Origin of the sequence: Paeniroseomonas aquatica (assembly GCF_030409335.1) — a bacterium.
Taxonomy (GTDB): domain Bacteria; phylum Pseudomonadota; class Alphaproteobacteria; order Acetobacterales; family Acetobacteraceae; genus Belnapia; species Belnapia aquatica.
The window spans coordinates 1-17261 of the sequence record NZ_JAUFPN010000060.1; the positions used below are offsets into that span (position 1 = coordinate 1).

At 62.5% G+C, this 17261-nt stretch carries 12 protein-coding genes, 1 tRNA gene and 3 pseudogenes; 10 read left to right on the plus strand and 6 right to left on the minus strand.

What is annotated here, in order from left to right:
• Positions 1 to 528 precede the first annotated feature (528 nt).
• Positions 529 to 1235 (plus strand): annotated as a pseudogene (locus QWZ14_RS06845) (IS1595 family transposase).
• A 29-nt stretch (positions 1236 to 1264) separates the two neighbouring features.
• Here the strand turns inward: QWZ14_RS06845 and QWZ14_RS06850 are convergent.
• Positions 1265 to 1696 (minus strand): MerR family transcriptional regulator, encoded by a 432-nt coding sequence (locus QWZ14_RS06850; RefSeq protein ID WP_290315886.1) that lies wholly within the window; start codon positions 1694 to 1696, stop codon positions 1265 to 1267.
• A gap of 68 nt (positions 1697 to 1764) precedes the next feature.
• Here QWZ14_RS06850 and QWZ14_RS06855 point away from each other — a divergent pair, with 68 nt between their 5' ends.
• From QWZ14_RS06855 to merA, 6 genes are read left to right on the plus strand one after another with little or no spacing between them, the layout of a single operon-like run.
• Positions 1765 to 2205 carry a mercuric transporter MerT family protein gene (locus QWZ14_RS06855; RefSeq protein WP_290315937.1) on the plus strand — a complete coding sequence of 147 codons (441 nt, stop codon included), beginning with the start codon at positions 1765 to 1767 and terminating at the stop codon, positions 2203 to 2205.
• A 23-nt stretch (positions 2206 to 2228) separates the two neighbouring features.
• Entirely contained in the window at positions 2229 to 2522 is a 294-nt protein-coding gene (locus QWZ14_RS06860) for a cation transporter (RefSeq protein ID WP_290315887.1), read from the plus strand.
• A gap of 28 nt (positions 2523 to 2550) precedes the next feature.
• A complete protein-coding gene (merB, locus tag QWZ14_RS06865) occupies positions 2551 to 3333 on the plus strand; it encodes an organomercurial lyase (protein WP_290315888.1) in 783 nt (260 codons plus the stop codon).
• Positions 3330 to 3515, plus strand: a complete 186-nt coding sequence (locus tag QWZ14_RS06870) for a hypothetical protein (protein ID WP_290315889.1) — start codon at positions 3330 to 3332, stop codon at positions 3513 to 3515. The genes merB and QWZ14_RS06870 overlap by 4 nt, the downstream gene beginning before the upstream one ends.
• A gap of 18 nt (positions 3516 to 3533) precedes the next feature.
• Positions 3534 to 3722 (plus strand): mercury resistance system transport protein MerF, encoded by a 189-nt coding sequence (merF, locus tag QWZ14_RS06875; RefSeq protein ID WP_290315890.1) that lies wholly within the window; start codon positions 3534 to 3536, stop codon positions 3720 to 3722.
• 32 nt (positions 3723 to 3754) lie between these two features.
• Positions 3755 to 5227 carry a mercury(II) reductase gene (gene merA, locus QWZ14_RS06880; RefSeq protein ID WP_290315891.1) on the plus strand — a complete coding sequence of 491 codons (1473 nt, stop codon included), beginning with the start codon at positions 3755 to 3757 and terminating at the stop codon, positions 5225 to 5227.
• 187 nt (positions 5228 to 5414) lie between these two features.
• On the opposite strand, the gene QWZ14_RS06885 is transcribed toward merA, so the two are convergent.
• A complete protein-coding gene (locus QWZ14_RS06885) occupies positions 5415 to 6404 on the minus strand; it encodes a toll/interleukin-1 receptor domain-containing protein (RefSeq protein WP_290315892.1) in 990 nt (329 codons plus the stop codon).
• 180 nt (positions 6405 to 6584) lie between these two features.
• Entirely contained in the window at positions 6585 to 7535 is a 951-nt protein-coding gene (locus tag QWZ14_RS06890; RefSeq protein WP_290315893.1) for a tyrosine-type recombinase/integrase, read from the minus strand.
• 507 nt (positions 7536 to 8042) lie between these two features.
• Here QWZ14_RS06890 and QWZ14_RS06895 point away from each other — a divergent pair.
• Together QWZ14_RS06895 and QWZ14_RS06900 are read left to right on the plus strand one after the other, a co-directional pair.
• Positions 8043 to 9449, plus strand: a complete 1407-nt coding sequence (locus QWZ14_RS06895; RefSeq protein WP_290315894.1) for a tyrosine-type recombinase/integrase — start codon at positions 8043 to 8045, stop codon at positions 9447 to 9449.
• Positions 9450 to 10165: 716 nt separating this feature from the next.
• Positions 10166 to 12757 carry a hypothetical protein gene (locus QWZ14_RS06900; RefSeq protein WP_290315895.1) on the plus strand — a complete coding sequence of 864 codons (2592 nt, stop codon included), beginning with the start codon at positions 10166 to 10168 and terminating at the stop codon, positions 12755 to 12757.
• An 849-nt stretch (positions 12758 to 13606) separates the two neighbouring features.
• Here the strand turns inward: QWZ14_RS06900 and QWZ14_RS06905 are convergent.
• The 3 genes and pseudogenes from QWZ14_RS06905 to QWZ14_RS06915 all read right to left on the minus strand — a co-directional run bounded on the left by QWZ14_RS06905 (position 13607) and on the right by QWZ14_RS06915 (position 15555).
• A pseudogene (locus QWZ14_RS06905) lies at positions 13607 to 14763 on the minus strand (IS3 family transposase).
• A gap of 65 nt (positions 14764 to 14828) precedes the next feature.
• Positions 14829 to 15248 (minus strand): annotated as a pseudogene (locus QWZ14_RS06910) (transposase); the annotation flags it as partial.
• A 220-nt stretch (positions 15249 to 15468) separates the two neighbouring features.
• Positions 15469 to 15555: transfer RNA gene (locus tag QWZ14_RS06915), tRNA-Ser, on the minus strand.
• A gap of 668 nt (positions 15556 to 16223) precedes the next feature.
• Here QWZ14_RS06915 and QWZ14_RS06920 point away from each other — a divergent pair.
• A protein-coding gene (locus QWZ14_RS06920; RefSeq protein WP_290315896.1) for an IS5 family transposase occupies positions 16224 to 17062 on the plus strand; the annotation gives its coding sequence in 2 pieces (ribosomal slippage) (positions 16224 to 16596 and positions 16596 to 17062; 840 coding nt in all).
• The last annotated feature ends 199 nt before the right edge of the window (positions 17063 to 17261 follow it).

The following is a 17261-nucleotide window of genomic DNA, read 5'->3' on the forward strand; positions in this document are numbered from 1 at the left end:
AACAGGTAGGGCCTCCAGCAAACCCGGGGCGGTTCAGAGGACCAGGAACTGATCGTCGAGGTCTCCCTACCCCTTACCGAAGTCCCCACCGGGCTTCGCCGCTTTAGTCCGGTGTTAACAATGCCGCAGCGCCTGGTGTTCCAATACAGTCATGGGAGCGACACCGTGGACCACATCCTTGGCGCCATCCGTGTAACTGGCCTTCAGGTAAGTGGGGTAACGACACGCCAGCCGGACCTCGAGGAGGTCTTCCTGAGGCTTGTTCGTAGCAAGGCAGTTCTCGGATCGTGAAACGGCTCACCACGCTGGGCACCTGAAATGTGGTCCAGGCCGCTTGGCTCAGCCGTCACATGACGACCAGATTGCCGTAGGTGACCATGGAGGGTAGCTAAAGGTGAGTCCCCGCCGAGCTCGCCTTCACTGAGCGGAAGAGCGCCATCTACGAACTCTTTCCTGATTACGCGGCTTCCTCAGCCGCTTGCGATAGAGTACAAATAGGGAACAGTTAAGCGTCTTCAGGAGGATGCCGTGTCCCGCAACTCGGTGCAGTTCCAGAAGGGGCTCAGTGAACCCGAGTTTGAGCGCCAGTACGGTACCGAAGCTGCCTGCCGCGAGATCCTCTTTCGCTGGCGTTGGCCGAACGGCTTTGAGTGTCCCGCCTGCGGCGGACAACGCCACAGCGAGGTGACGTCGCGCCGGCTCTTCCAATGCACCGCCTGTAGGCGGCAGACCTCGCTCATCGCCGGCACCATCTTCGCCGCCACCAAGCTGCCATTGCGGATCTGGTTTCGTGCCATCTACCACGTAACGCAAAGCAAGCAGGGCATCTCCAGCATCGAGCTCGGCCGCCGCCTCGGCGTGACTCAGACCGCCGCCTGGACCATCAAGCACAAGCTGGCGCAGGTCATGCTGGAGCGTGACGCCGACAGGAAACTCACGGGGCGGGTTGAACTCGATGATGCCTACCTCGGCGGCGAGCGCTCGGGCGGCAAGCGCGGGCCCGCACGCCGGCCTTCAAGTGGATCAACACCGCGCTCGGCAACATCAAGGCGGCGATCGCCGGGACCTACCGCTCGATCTCCCAGAAGCACGTGCCCCGCTACCTCGCCGAATTCGAGTACCGCTTCAACCGTCGCCATGACCTCGCGGTCATGCTGGCGCGCTTGACCAAGGCTGCCGCGCAAACCTCACCGATGCCCTATCACCTGCTCAAACTGGCTGAGGTTTACGCGTAATCAGGTTTTCCTGAGCCCTGCAAGAGCGGTTAGGTCTCGGCGCCGTGCGCGAGCGCGTACAGAGCCTCGACGATGGGGCAATCCGGCACCGACCCGCCCTGACAGCGTGACGCGACCTCACTAAGGGTTCGCTCCAGCCGCTGAAGGTCGGCCATCTTCTTCCGCACGTCCTCGAGATGCTCGAGGGTCACAGCCTGAACGTCCGTGCACGAACTGTGGCCGCCATCGACAAGTCTCAGGAGGCTACGGATCTCCTCAAGGCTAAAGCCCAGTTCACGGCTTCTGCGCACAAAGGTGAGCCGCGCGACGTGTGCAGGCCCATACACCCGATGCCGCCCCTCCGTCCGCCCGGGGGCGGGCAGCAGGCTGACCTTCTCGTAGTACCGGATGGTCTCAATGTTGACCTCCGTCCGCATGGAAAGGTCGCCTATCGAAATGCCGTGCTGCCTGCTGCTGTCCATTGCCATCTCCCGGAGGGCGTAGATTCACTCTTGAACCTGTAGTTACTACAGATCCTATCTTGATCCAGATGACGGAGAAGGGCCAGGTAGCGATGAGTGATCAAGCAGAAAGGAATGTCCTCGCCCTAGATGAAACGGGGGAGCGGGTGGGGGATGGAAATGGCTCGCCCGAGGCGTTGCTGGCCACGGTGGGGCTGCTGGCCGCTCTTGGTGCGTCGAGCTGCTGCCTGTTGCCTCTGGGCCTGTTCCTTATCGGCGTCAGTGGTGCCTGGATCGGCAACCTAGCGGCCCTGGCGCCCTATCAGCCGATCTTTGTAGCCGTCGCCCTAGCCTGCCTCGCAGCCGGGTTCTTCGCGATCTACCGCAAGCCCAAAGCTACGGCTTGTGCAGAAGGTTCGTACTGCGCCCGACCGGCCTCCGATCGGATCGCCAAGGTCGCCCTCTGGAGCACGGCTACCCTCGTCGTGGCGGCTCTCGCCTTCCCCTACGCCGCGTCGATCATTCTGTAGCCATTCTGGAAGGGAAGCCGGACATGAAACCGATTATCTGCCTTGCCGCTGCCCTCAGCCTCGTCTTGGCCACTGGCGCCACGGCCTTCGCCGTCGAACAGACGACCACTCTCGAGGTGCAAAATGTCTCCTGCGTCACCTGCGCCCCTATCGTGAAGCGCACCCTCACCCGCGTACCCGGCGTGAGCCGGGTGGCGGTCACCGAACGCTCGGGAACGGCCACCGCGACGGTGACCTTCGACACCGCGAAGGCAGATGTTGCGGCCCTGGTGCAGGCGACGACCAACGCCGGCTTTCCGTCGCGGGCGGTGCAATAGGGAGGCCTACAAAGTCCTCGGAGGTCCCATGGACACCATTGAGCGGACAACCGGTGCCGTCGGCCAAACCTTCGCGCTGCGTCCCGGCGTGCTGATGCCGGACTGGTCTCTGACCACAGAGCCAACGGCGCGCGACGCGCTCGCCGCGAGCATGGTCGCGGCGCAAAGGGCGGAGAAGTGGTCGGACCTCAGTGCGGCCGAGGACCGGGTCTGGCGAGCAGTGCTGCGCGGCTTCGCCCACTCCGGCGCGGCGCCGGACATGGCGCGGCTGGCCGCCGGGACCGGCCTGGCCGAGCCCACGGTCGCCGAAATACTGCGCGCATTGCGGCGGCGGGATCTCGTGGTTCTGGAAGAGCGTGGCACGGCCGTGACGGCCGCCTACCCCTTTAGTGCGCGGGAGACCGGCCATCGCGTCCGACTGGACAAACTGGCCGTGGTGTACGCCCTCTGCGCCATCGATGCCCTCGGCATGGGAGCCATGCTCAGCTGCGACACGGCCGTTGAGTCCTCCTGCCCCGAGTGCGGCGTACCTATCCAGATCACGATGCACGACAAGGGCCGCGCGCTCGCCTCGGCGGCGCCTGCCACTGCCGTCGTGTGGGCGGGGATCCGGTACGCCGACGAGTGCGGCGCAACGTCGGGCTGCACCGTGAAGCTGTTCTTCTGCACCAACGAACACCTTGTGGCGTGGCGCCATCGGGTCGACCCAGGCGGCGCCGGATTCCAGCTTTCGATGGAAGCGGCACTGCAGGTCGGCAAAGGCCTGTTCGTGCCAATGCTCGCCCCGCGGTCCGAGGAGGACGGGGCATGAGGCTCGCCCTTCCTCTAGCCGCCGCCTCTGCAGGGCTGTTCGCCCTCGGCGCCGTCGCCGTTGTCCAGGGCGGCCTCTGCTGCCCTCCGGCGGGCTTCGTCGCCCATTTGGCGCCTACCGCCGTCATGGCGGCCGCGCTCGACCGCGACGGTTCCGCCGGGCGCGTGGGAGAGGACCACTGACATGGAAACCGCAAGCTCATGGCCACCGGCATTGTTGGCTTCGTAGTGGCCGCTCTGTGCTGCTCCACCCCGGTACTGGCCGTCCTGCTCGGTGCCGTCGGCCTCTCGGCCGTGCTCGGCTACCTGGATTACGTCCTGATCCCGGCGATGACCCTATTCCTTGGGATCGTCGCCTACGCGATCTACCGGCGTCAGCGCTCCGCCTAGGCTGCCGGACCAAAAAAAGTAAAGGAATCACCGTGAACTTCTTCGCACCAGAGCCCGTCCAGCATGACTGCTGCAGTGCCAAGCCGAGCCACGGCAAGCGCACTCCGGACCTCGTCGTGATCGGCACCGGGTCAGCGGGCTTCTCCGCAGCGATCCGCGCTTCGGAGCTCGGCGCGAAGGTTGTGCTGGTTGGCGACGGGACCATCGGCGGCACCTGCGTCAACATCGGCTGCGTGCCGTCGAAGGCGCTTATCCGGGCGGCGGAGGCGTTGCACCAGGCTCGCACGGCTTCGCGCTTCGCCGGGATCACCGCATCGGCGCGGCTGGAGGATTGGAAAGCCCTCGTCGCACAGAAGGATGAGCTGGTCGCTAGCCTCCGGGAGGCGAAATACGCCAACCTCCTGCCCGACTACCCCAACGTGTCCTACGTCCCGGGGCGGGCGCGTCTCACCTCAGACGGAGCCGTCATGGTCGGGGACACGGCCTACCGGCCCGGCAAGGTCATCATCGCGACCGGGACGTCACCTGCTGCACCGGCGATCCACGGGCTGGGCACGGTCCCCTGGCTCACCAGTACGACGGCGATGGAGGTCGAGGCGCTTCCCGCCTCGCTCCTGGTGATCGGCGGCGGCGTCATCGGCGTCGAGCTCGGCCAGATGTTCGCCCGCTTCGGCGTGCGCGTGACGATCGTGTGCCGCTCACGGCTGCTGCCCGGCGCGGAGCCGGAGGTGAGCGCGGCGCTGGCCGAATACCTCCGAGCAGAGGGCGTCGATATCCGCCACGGTGTGTCCTACGAGGCCATCCGACAGGCCGGAGACGGCGGAGTCGAACTCGTCGTCCGGGACAGCGAAGGCACCACCGTGACGCTTTCCGCTGAGCGCGTTCTTGTTGCTACTGGCCGAACGCCAAACACGACCGGAATGGGTCTGGAGGAAGCTGGCGTGGCGATGGACGGCCGAGGAGCTGTCCAGGTTGATGACCGGATGCGCACAACACGACCGAGGGTTTACGCGGCGGGTGACGTCACCGGCAGGGACCTCTACGTCTACATGGCCGCTCACGGCGGCAAGATCGCAGCGGAGAATGCGGTCGGCGACGAAGGCGCGTCGCGCTACAATGCCATGGCCATGCCGGAGATAGTCTTCAGCGACCCGCAGGTGGCGAAGGTCGGCCTAACCGAAGCGGCGGCCCGGCGTGCAGGCCTGGAAGTCGAGACTAGGGTCGTGCCGCTCAACCAAGTGCCTCGGGCACTGGCCGCCCGCGACACGCGGGGGCTAGTTAAACTGGTGGCAGAGCGTGGCAGCGGACGGCTTCTAGGCGCGCATATGCTGGCGCCGGAGGCCGGGGACAGTATCCAGACCGCCGTTCTGGCGGTGAAGCACGGGCTGACCGTAGCCGACTTGTCCGCGACGATCTTCCCTTATCTGACAACAGTCGAGGCACTAAAGCTGGGCGCGTTGAGCTTCTCCAGGGAGGTCACGAAGCTGTCCTGCTGCGCGGGCTGAATGCACAAGACAGTCTGTCAAGCCGCAGGAAGTCCGCGCGACAAGGGTGGCAGCAGCTTTTGCAAGTTCCACCTCAACACCATGGATACAACGGTGTCGATCGGCACCAGCATCGCTCGCAAAATCAGGCGTAGCGGCCTCCAGGCAGTATGTCCGGTGGCCATCTCCCTTGCTTAAGTTGGAGACTTCACCAACGTCCTTCACCCTGCATAGGCCGGATAAATAGCGCCCATAAAAACTCCGCAGCACCTTGTGCCGTGAGCCCTTTTGGCTCACGGCCGGACATCGTCGACATACCCATAGCGTCAAACATAAGACCCTGATCGTCAGCCCGCACTGACAGGTACTCGTTGAATGACCCAAGCTGTGCATTGGCATCGTACGAGAACGAGATACCGTTCCCCGATACCATTCCGCCAAGTTGAACCCGGCACTGTGCCTCCTGCTTGCCGCCGCGAAAGGCACGCGCCGTGAAAGCATCGGCCCCATTGCGGCGCAACCGGCCTTCCACGCCAGGGTTACGCTGCTCCACCTCTGACAAAGACTCCTCAAAGAATCGAGCAATGAACTCGAATCCGTCCTCCAAAAAAGCGTGGCGATCAGCTTCAGTAAGCACTTTTCGAATGGCAAGATTGCTGCTGCGTGGGTGTGGCGGCAGCGTCGCCGAGCCACTCTGCCCTCCTCGGGACTGTTTGACAGAGCCAAGCGACGTACCGGTTCCGCGGGTTGAACGAGGATGCCCAAGAGCAGCAACCGCTTTCCGAATCGCCTCAGTCACCTCAAGATAGGCGTCCTCCTGATATGGGTATTTGGCAACCGGTTTGCCGTCCCGCGGAACTGCCAGGAGCTTCCCAAGTGGCGTGCGCTTCCACTCGCAGGAGTGTAGCACTACCGGGAGAATGGCCGCTTCGCCAGTGGCGTGCCGTTCCAGTGCTCGATGCATCTCGATATCGTAGCAGTAGTTAGACGCGAGGAAGTCGGCGCTGAGCAGGAAGAGAAACAGATCCGCCGCCTCAACCTCGGCCATGATGCTGGCATCTAGTGGATGTCCCGGCACGATCCGACGGTCATGCCAAGCGTCGATGACACCCTCACGCTTGAGCATGGCCAGGTGCGTTTCAAGCCGATCCCGCATAGCTTCGTCGAGGTGGCTATAGGACATGAAAACAGTGGCCACACTGTGCTCCCGAAATAAGCAGCCTTGAAGATAAAGAAGGCGTGGAGGTCACGATGGTTCATCACCGATGCGGCGCAGCAATGCTGCCACCTGCGTCGCAGCCCATCGCCCACCGCGTGCTGAGCGGACACCACACGCATGAGATGCAGAGCCCTCCGTGTAAGGAGCTTAGATGTACGATTAGAGCCCGACCAGCCCGGCGGGGCTCTCGGCGACCAGCTTGGCCCGCCGGACATAGCCGCGCATGGTCCTAACGTCCTTATGCCGGGAATGCGCCATGATGACTTCGTCACGGGCTCCGGCCTTGTAGGCTTCGGTGATGAAGCCGGCGCGCAGGCCATGCGCCGAGAGACGCTCGAGCCCGGAGCTGCTCAATTTGGCCAGGACAACCCGGCGCGCCAGGAGCTTGGGCACCGCATAGGAGTGCAGCGCGGTCCGTTCCACCGTGCCCCACCGGTCGACTTTGCGAAATACCGGGCCGTACGAACAGTCGGAGACGCGCAACCAAGCCTCCATCGCCCGGACTGGACAGGTCTCGGGCTTGCGGCCGCGTGGAATGCCGAGCTCGACGCCCTGGCCTTCCTGATCGGATTTGGCCCGAGGAATGAGCAGCTTCATCCCGTCGACGGTGAAGGTGATGTGCTCGCGCTGCACGGCGACCAGTTCCGAGCGACGCAGCGCACCGGCAAAGGCTAGCAATAGCAAAGCCCGGTCGCGCTGCCCCGCCAGATCGGTGCTGCAGGTGGCTACCAGCTGACGCAGCTCGGCGGTGCCGATCGCCGCGGCCTGGCGCTGCGGCATGCCATGGCGGCGAAGGATCCCGGCCAAGGTGTCGCGGATTATCGGGTGTGACGTCGTCCAGGCAGCGTTCTTCATCCGGTGTGCCCGGCCAATCGCCGCTAGCCGGCGGCGCAGGGTCGAGCGGGCATGGCTGACGGCGATCGAGGCCAGATAGGCCGCGACGGTGGCGGGATTGGCGGGTAAGGCCGAGACGCCTCTTTGCCGGCACCACGCGGAGAATTCCGCCCAGTCGGCCGCATAGGCCTTGAGCGTCGCTGGTGCCAGGGCCTGACGAGCATAGCCGGCGGCCAGCGCCAGGTCCGCCGCGGGTAGGATGGTCAGCTCTGACATGCAGCGTTTCCAACGGGTTCAGCGGATCTAGGCAGGGATTATGGCATGCGGATCAAAGGCTCCAGAAGAACTATTATGGAGTCCGAGCCACAGCGGCGCTTGGGCATCAGCAGCCAGCAAAACCAATGGGGGGAGTATACCCGCTCCATGACTTCGCCAGAGAGGCTAAGGCCAGTCACAAGCGGTCTATATTACTTCATATTTTCAGGACTGGATATTTTTCTCTTAATTAATTACATACAGAACAAACTAAAAATGTAAATTTTTTGCTTTTTGCATATACCGTAGATTACGAATTGCATTATAGCCGGTTTAGTGTTTGTCTATCAGTAGATTTTTCATGCGGAGCGGCGTTTTCATGAGATTTTTCACTCTAATTATGACCGTTTTTTTGAATTTTGCTGAGGATTTTAGCCTCTTTGCTTCAGTTCTTCCTGAGAGCGCGGGTCAAATGTTGATCGCCTAAGCACCGGCACAGCCAGACATCTATGGAGGTGGAAGACAGCAGTGCGCCATTTTACAAAGCAGTCCCGCATCATCGGCGGCGTCACTGTGCTCCGTCTTGTCGACAACGACGGTGACCCTGTGGCCACCTTCGACGCTTTTGCGGAATTCCTGACCCGTCGGGCGTACGCGCGTGCCACCGTGAAGCGCTATTTGGAGGTCGTTGCGGCATTCCTCGACTATTTGACGGAGGCCCGGGTGTTCGGCGTAGCGGTTCCGGCCCACGAACTTAACCGTGTGGTTGAAAGCTACCTGCAGGTTATCGGCAGGGCGACGCAGATTCGGACCGCGGAGAACTCTCAATCCGACTCCTTCCTGCAATGGGCGAAGCCCGTAGCAGAAGCGCTGGACCTACACTCCGTCAGAATCGCCGCGAACACCGTCGCCGCCGTCAACCTGTTTCTCAGGCAATCAAACCTTGTCTTGCAGGCCGAGCTGGACCGGGCCGCGGCGGCGGGTTTCACCTCCCCCCCTCCGGATCCATCCGGCGTCATCCGTGTAGTCAGCGGGCACGCGCTCCTTACTGCGTCGCAGCGGAAGGCGCTGAAGCAGAGTTCCATGTTGGCCAATGTCATCCGCTTGCACCCGGAAGGCCTTCAACGCCCGCGCAACCTCACCCTCCCTCGGGACGCGCGTGCGCAACTCGATGAGGCCGGGCTGGACTTCCCGCTCGATGGACTCGCCCCGCTGTTCGCCTCGGCGCGCAGCCACCGTGACCGAGCATTATGGCTGCTGCTTGCAGGCGGCGGCATCCGGACCTCGGAGGCCATGGCGTTGAAACTGGATCACATTGACCCGAAGGCACGTGCCCTCTTTGTTGAGGATCCCGCGTTCGACCGTTCCCGCCCGGATGAGCCCTCCCACCGTCCGGAGCGCTTCAAAGGTCGGGCCGTGGCGGAGGTCTACCTTTTCGAGCCACTAAAGACCCGCTTCTTCGAGGCGCTGACTGCGTACTTGCTAGGCGAGTACGTGCCGGGCTGCGGCCACGGCTACCTTTTTCAGGACATCCGGCCGGGAACCAATCGCGGCCGGCCGATGCACTTGCTTACGGACACGGCGAGACTCAAGGCGTTTCATGCCGCGCTCCGCCGTGCTGAGATACCGGGACCGCGAAAGAGCCGTTGGGGCTTGCACTCCTTGCGGCACGCCTACGGGGTTTACATGCTGAACTATATCCCCGTGCCAGGCGGCTATGGCCTTCAACTAAACGAGGTTCAGCGCCTCATGGGCCACCGCAATAGGGCGACGACGGCACACTATGCCCGGCCGGATCGCGTTATTCTCGCAGCCAAGCTTGCATGGGCGGATGAGTACGTCGTGGGCGGCGGGATGGACGTCGCGGCGCTGCCGTCCTTCGTGGTGCGTCGCCTGCGGCACGAGGCTGACCGTCTCGACCAAGCGCTGTCGTGAGTGAGGACCGATTTGCACCGAGCGCGCAGGTCAACCGCCAGCCAACGGCGCTACTGCTCGTCCCGGATCTCCGCGACGCCATCGCCGCCGCATGCAGCGAGATTGGGGCCGAGTTCGAGATGGCTTGGTGGCATCGTGCTGCGGACAGCAACGTGGCGCAGCGGGATCGACGAGCCTTCGAGCACCTTAAAGCGCCGTCGCTTGTCAAACCCAGGGATGCCGTCGACTTTGTGGATGACCTCTGCATAATCGCCTCACACCCCGCAAATGCGGTTTCCTCGTCGGCAATGGAGCGTATCTACAGGCGAAGCCGTTACGATCAAAGACTGGCAGTAAGCCACTTCGCCAACCTGCGGCGTGCCGCCCGCAGAGTGCTTCTGCGATTGTGGACCAGCGAGGCAATTCTGCTCCCGATTACCGTCCCGTTGGGGTCTGTGGACGACGTTAGGGAGGGGGCTACGACGGCTGCAGAGATCTACACCTTCTGTGCCGCCTTTCCCGAGGAGGGCGCTGCGGGGACCAGCGCATTCCGCTTGAAGTCGCATGCCACAGCGTGGCTACCGTCTACGGCATGGACCCGACCCGAGCGCATTACCATGCAGGGCAGTCTAGAGGTGAACCAGCTCCTTACGGATTGCCGGAAGGGCAGGTTGGGATTCGTCGCTCGGGCGCCCGGACCTTGCGTCCAACTGCTTCTTAGCAAGCTACTCGAAGCCATGCCCGCACGCCTTGGCTTCTCGGCGGATGACCTGCGGCGTTTTGAGCTCTACTTTGCCCGACGTCTCCGCCGGGATATCTCGTTCGATCGTATCGATGAAGCGCTTGCCGAACGCGATGCCGAGCAGAAGACGGCTGTGCGAGCGAGGCGCGCTGCGCGAGGAGTCGCAGCGCGAGCGGCAGAAGCGTCGGCGGACTCGCATGTCGAGGAAATGGTTGAACGCTTCGCCTCTGGTCAAGGAGGGGCGGAGGCAATCGAAGATATGATCTTTGGTGTGAGTCGTCGCCGCGACGGCTGGTGGTCCGACATGTCAGACCACTCATTCTTGGACGTGATATTGGATGCAGAAGCTCGCCGAACCTGGGGCGTTCTGTTCGATCGCTACATGGAGTACCGCATTCGCAGGGGCATGGAGGATCAGAAGGCACCCGGGGTCGCGCTGCGCTGCCTCGCTGACTACCTCGGGGTGGCTCTCCCAATCTGGTGCTCATTTGATGAACTGCCCGTCAAACCTCCTCGAAATCCTGCCGCCTTCCGTCGCGGCCTTTTCGTCGACCCCAAGGACGAACAGATGCACGCGGCGGGCCTGCTTGCCTACATCCGACGCCGCTATCCATCTGCCGACAGTCAATACTCGGTCATCCACCATGCATGGCAATTTTTCAGCTTCATTGCCTTGAATTATGAGGATGACCCGGAGATTGCCGGATCAGGCTTCGCAAACCCGCTCTCGAAAGAGTTCGACCTGCCCCGCGTCCGGGGCGCCCGCTCCCGTGGCACGGACAAGTTGCCTTTTGGGCGCTCGGTCCTTCCTCACCTCCTCCTGTGGCTATACGCCGTCGAGGCATGGGGACAGTACGTCAACGGGCAAGGGATTGAGCTGCCCTACAAGGCGTCGGTCGGCAATCCGGATGACTTTGGTTTCATTCCTGTTTATTGGCACATGAACCGCGCTTACCCTATCCGTAGGGTCCCATTCGCATCCATCCGGCCGCAGCGCGGCAGGCGCGGCGCTTCACTGACGGTACTGCGCCTCATCATCGCAACGCTGGAAACCGGGTTGCGCTTCCAAAGCATGCAGTGGCTCTGCAAGCGTAAGTTCGATCAAGCGAACGCCGGCAAGCCTATTCGCGACGTGGCTCACCTTCACGTCAACACGGACAAGGTTGGTGGCCCGTTCGACACCGTGATCCTACCCCGTGTCCGCGCCCTACTGTTGAGGGAGAGAACTGAGCAGGATGCCCACGGAATCCAGGACCAGGAGGTCCACTACGAGGGGCGCGCCCACTCCCGATTCGCACCTCTTGTTCCACTGTTCCGGGACCTACGCTCGGGAAATCCTGTGCGCGACGGGATGTATGACAACGCCTGGACCTGGGTGCTTTCCTGCTTCCAAACACACATGCTACCGATCGAACCGGTGGTGTTCTTGCTTCCCAAACCAATCAAGGCAGAACCCCTAGGGCGTGCGTCGCATGGAGGAGAGTATTGCCCGTTGCGCTACGAGCGGCTCTATACGCCCCACTCCGCGCGCTCAACGTTCATTACGCGGAGGTCACCTTTCATTTCTTTAGGGGACCTTGCAAATCTAGTGGGGCAAGCCAACGCAAGGGTGACGGCGCATTACGACCATCCCGAGCCCGACTCGCTATCTAACAAGCTGCTGCACGCTGACCTTGCGATGCTCAGCGCCATGCCCGATCCGGCGCCCATCCGGGAGGGGCCTGCTTTCATAAAGGCCGCTGACGTCAACTCGGCGCTTGTCCGCTCGCTCTCGAGCAACCGTGAGGGAGCCATTGTGCGGTTCGGCATAGTGGCACTCCGGCCAATTCTAGAGTCGGACGCCGAGGGCGCGTCCGGCCTCGACCTGCTGCGCACGTCGCCCATGTCCCGCCTCGTCTTCCGCGAGACCCACGTCTGCCCGATCGGGGAGGATTGCTCCGCTGAAGTCATTGCTATTACGAAAGCTCCGTTCCGCTGCGGCTCATGTCCCTTGGCATGCAAATCGGTGGATCACCTGCCTGCCATTGTTGCAAAACAACGACTGTTGTCGGAGCGTATTCGCGCGGGTCAGGAGACCTACCGGAAGCTAGCGGCCCGCGGCGATGCGGCGGGCGAGCTGGGCGAGCTCTACGACGCCATTGACGCTGACATCCAGGAATACCTTGGCTGGTTGCTGGCCGAAGAGATTTTGGAGGACATGCGCATCAAGCGCGGTGCCAGTGCCGAGGCAATCCACACCGAGGAACCCGAGATAATCCGGCGTCACCTCATCCGGGTCGTGAAGCCCTCATCCGAACGGGAGTTCATTTTGAGGCGTGTGGTCGAGGCGAACGTCTACCCGACGATGGCGACCGATCGACTGCGGCTCCTGGCAGGCCGCCTCAGAAAACGCATCCACGCCGGACTTGAGCCTATCGATGTGCCCGACGAGGAGGAAGACGAAATCGCGGCGCTCGCCAGCCTTATCACCGTATCTTTGAAGGCCAAGGGTGCCAACCTGGAGGAACTGGCCTTAAGCATTGGCAAGCTTCCGGTAGGGCGCTCGACGCGCCTCCTTTTGGACGGTGGCGCCGTCGGGCTTGGCTAACCAATGCCAGCGCCCAAAGGGTCATACAATGCACGCTGTTACCATCAGGGAGCGGCCGACCTCGTCGAGGTGGCGCTCCGGCAGGCTCTAACTTCCGTGAGGGCTGGCACCATGTTTAAAAACGTCTCCTCACTCACCGCTCACGTGGCACCCACCTGTGGGCGGACGCCCGGGCAACTGCGCAGGAACCCCCGATACAGAACGCTGCTGGAGGCGCACGTGGCGCGCCAGCTCGGGGCAGCTAGCCTGATCGGGGACGACACGCAGTCGGCAGCTATCCTAAGGGTGAAGCTAGTCGAGGCCCGTCTACGGATCGCGAACTTGGAGGCGGACAAAAGACGACTTGAGGCGTTTGTGGCCCGCCATATGCCGAACGCCGAGTCCGACACCGCTCGTCGCGCAGCCGCTAAAACCGCCAACACAGCCTCGGACTACCAACGCGCCTTCGAGTGCACAGCGTCTGCTCTCGAAGCCTTAATCAGGCATGCTGAGGTGTACGGGGTTGACCCCTCGTCGAGCAGCCTAGTGGACCTAGCGGCCCGTCCCGGCTCGCCGCCCGTGGTCGGAAGCTATCTGATTAAAGATTTTGTTGCGTGGCAGAAAGCCAAGAAGGCCGGATGCTGACGTGGGCTAAAAATTTGTTTGGAGCGTCGATAACTCAGAAGACAGGTTTATCCATGCCAAGGAAGGCGTTCCTCGGTGAATGGGTACGCCCATCGAGATAGCAAGGTAGCAGAGCTGCCATTCATCGTTTCGGTTAAGCTGCGCACGAAAACTTGTAAAAACTCTGAGGTGGTCTTCGTCCGTCGGTCAGTTTGACGGCCTGGATAAGCTCGGCTCTGGTTGTCGTCAGGCCGCCAACCTCTCTACCTCGTTCGTCCCATAGGCCTCGTCTGGAGTCTGCCCCGCCAGCGCACTATGTGGGCGTCCAGTATTGTAATAGCCGATCCGCCTTGACAGCCCGGCCCGCTGCTCCGAGCCGGTCTCGAATGCGTGCAGGTAGACGCATTCGTACTTCAGGCTGCGCCACAGCCGCTCGATAAACCGTTGTCCATCCAGCGACCACGGCCGTCCATCGAGATGCGCACCCCGGCCTGCTGCAGCAAGCCGGTGAACCGCGGCGAGGTGAACTGGCTGCCCTGGTCGGTATTGAAGATCTCCGGCCGCCCGAATCGCGCCAGGGCCTCCTCCAGCACCTCCAGGCAGAACTCCACCTCCATGGTGTTCGAGACCCGCCAGGCCAGCACCTTCCGCGTCGCCCAGTCCATCACCGCGACCAGGTAGAGGAATCCGCGCCGCATCGGGTTCGGGGCACTGCCCCGAATAGGTGATGTCGGCGCACCAGACTTGGTTGGCGCGGTCGATCACCATGTCCCGCAGCAGGTAGGGGAAGACCCGGTGCTCGGGGTTCGGCACCGTCGTCCGCGGCCGTTGGTAGATCGGCATCAGGCCCATCTTTGCCATCAGCCGCCGAATGCGCTTGCGGCCGACCACATAGCCTTCGCGCCGTAGGTGTCGTGCCATCTGCCGCGAGCCATACCAGGGCGTCTCCAGGAACTGCGCGTCGATCAACCGCATCAGCTCGAGGTTCAGCGCCGTCTCCCCAGCAGGCCGGTGGTAGAACCCCGACCGGCTGATCGAGATCAGTTGGCACTGCCGCACCACCGACAGCTGCCGGTGCTCCGGCTCGATCATCTGGCGTCGCCGCTCCAGGCTCATCGACCGGACGCTTTCGTCAAAAAATCCCTTTCCACCAGCAGCTGCCCAATCTTCGCGTGCAGCTTCTCGATATCCGCCTCGGCCGCCTTCGAGGTCTCATGTGCCGCCGACTTGCCGGAGAACACCGCCGCCAGCCCCTCCATGCCCTGCCGCTTCCATTCGCCGACCATCGTCTGGTGAATGCCATGCTTCGCCGCCAGTTGCGCCGTCGTCAGCTCACCACGCAGCGCCTCCAGCGCCACCTTCGCCTTGAAATCCGCCAAATACCGCGTCCGCTTGCCCGTCATCGGGTCCGTCCTTCTCGCAGGCGAACCGAGCTTAACCACCTGTCCGAGATCCGGGGACCACCTCAGATCCGCTTGGCGGCGTCGTAGCCCCCGCCATCAGCCGCGTGCGGCGCTTTCACCGTCCGATTGTCGAGCACGCCGCTGCTCGGGCTGGCCTCCCGGCCCTCCCGCTCGCGGTCCAGCATGAGCGCGATGCCGTGGATGGTCTGGAATAGCAGGCGCCGGGCGAAGCGTCGGAACCACCAATAGACGGTCTGCCATGGCCCGAAATGCACCGGCAGCATCCGCCAGCCGCAACCCGCATGGGCCAGGTAGCGGATTGCGTTGAGCATCTCCCGCATGTCGGCGCTCGGCGGCCTGCCACGCCCTGCCGGAGGAGGCAGCAGCGGCCGCATCGCAGCCCATTCCTTGTCCGTCAGATCAGTCGGATAGCGCCGCCGACGTTCAAACGCCGGCTGCCGCGCCCGATGCTCCTTGGTGCACATACCATCCATCTGGGCGGAGCCAGAGCCCAAAGCACCGCCGGTCGGACATTCTCAAACGGGGTCTGAAGCGCGATGATTTCTATTATCGTGCGCCAGATCGTTGGTAAAGAACAAGCAGAGAAAAACATTAAATGCGTCCAGCATTTAACCGTATGCTGACGCGGACCATTCAAATGCTGGTGTAGACCAAGCCAAATACCTAATACTACTTTTAGGAACCCGGATGAGGTGGGATTCGAACCCACGATACGCATTCACGTATGGCGGTTTTCAAGACCGCTGCCTTAAACCACTCGGCCACTCATCCCTAATAGAAGAGGTTTACGGCGTTAAATGCAGAAAGCAAGTGCGGGAGGTGGCCACCTCCGTGTGTGAGCCGCTTCACGAGTTTGAGCATTCAGCAAAAAGCGCCTGAATGCGGGTGCTGCGTGCGGCTGCAATAAGCCGTGCCCGTTCATTGCTATGGCGACCATTTCTGCTCGGGCCGCCAGAAATTCCTCAAATCCTCGGAATGTGCCTGCAATCCATAAGGTCTCTGGGCACGCGTGCCTTCTAATCCTCGGGGCCGAGTGTAGGTCTCAAACGGATCAGGATCGATTTCTACAAGGTTTCCCAAAAGCTCCGCCAAGATGACCATGCAATGGTTGGCATCGACTGAAGACTGACCACCACCGAACGTGGCGCCAGCGGAGAGGTTAAATCGAAAGCAAGTAATCTACCAAACGAGAGCGCCGCCGACTCGCGTCGGCAGCGCTCTGCTTTCGGGCGCGGCCTATCCGTCCCCGGGGTCCGCAGCGTCTACAGTGCTAGAGCGGAGCGGCGCAGACAAGATATTTTAGAAGGCAGGCGACCGGCATCCGTTGCAGCGAATACTCGCTTTTTTTCGTTGCGATAAGAGCCCATCCGGGAACGGGCTGAGTGATCTGAATCGGTTGTGATTGGCTCCCGGCGGCGGTTACGGGAAGAAGGGCGTCCATGTGGACGCCCGAGAACCGGCCCAAACACGATCGCAGCAAGCTGCGCTACGCAAGCGATCTGACCGATGAGGAATGGTCGATCGTCGGCCCGCTGATCCCGCCGGCGAAGCGCGGCGGCAACAAGCGGACGATCGACGCGCGGGCGGTGCTGAATGGGGTGATGTATATCCTGTCCACCGGCTGCCAGTGGGCGGCGCTGCCGAAGGACCTGCCGCCACGCAGCACGGTGAACGATTACCTGCGGCGCTGGGACGAGGACCGCACGCTGGATCGCATTCACCACGCGCTCTACGTGCTGTGCCGGGAGCAGGCCGGGCGCGAAGCCAGCCCGACAGTCGCTATCATCGATAGCCAGAGCGTTAAGAGCGCGGAAAAAGGGGGGCCTGCGTCGACCCCTCCGGCTACGACGCGGGCAAGAAGATCAAAGGCAAGAAGCGCCACGTCCTGGTCGACACCCAAGGCCTGCTGATGCAGGCCATCATCCACGCCGCCGACATCCAGGACCGGGATGGTGGCGTGCTGCTGATGGGCACGCTGTTCGGCCTCTACCCCTTCCTGCTGAAGCTCTACGCCGACGGCGGCTATCAGGGCACCAACTTCCAGGCCGGGCTGCGCACCACTTGCCGCCAGATCAACCTTGAGATCGTGAAGCGATCCGAGTTGCACAAGTTCGTCGTGCTGCCGAAGCGCTGGATCGTCGAGCGCACCATCGCCTGGCTCAATCGCTGCCGACGATTGGCCAAGGATTGGGAATGCCTAAATCGCAGCGCGCTGGCCTTCCTGCAGTGGGCCTCCGTCCGCCGCATGCTCCGAAAGCTATGTCAGAAAACCACATGATCCCGGATGGACTCTAAATCGGCACAGTCGAGGTTCAGGCGTATGTAATGGGCGGTTCTGGATTATTTGCCTCACTGAAGCAGGCATCGTTGCAGGCGGTGCATGCCTGGGCGCATCCGCAGCATTCCGCCATGCAGCGGATCGGCGCATCGTCGGTGCGTGGGGTAGGCTTGGTATTTGCTGCCAAGCCCCAGCCGGC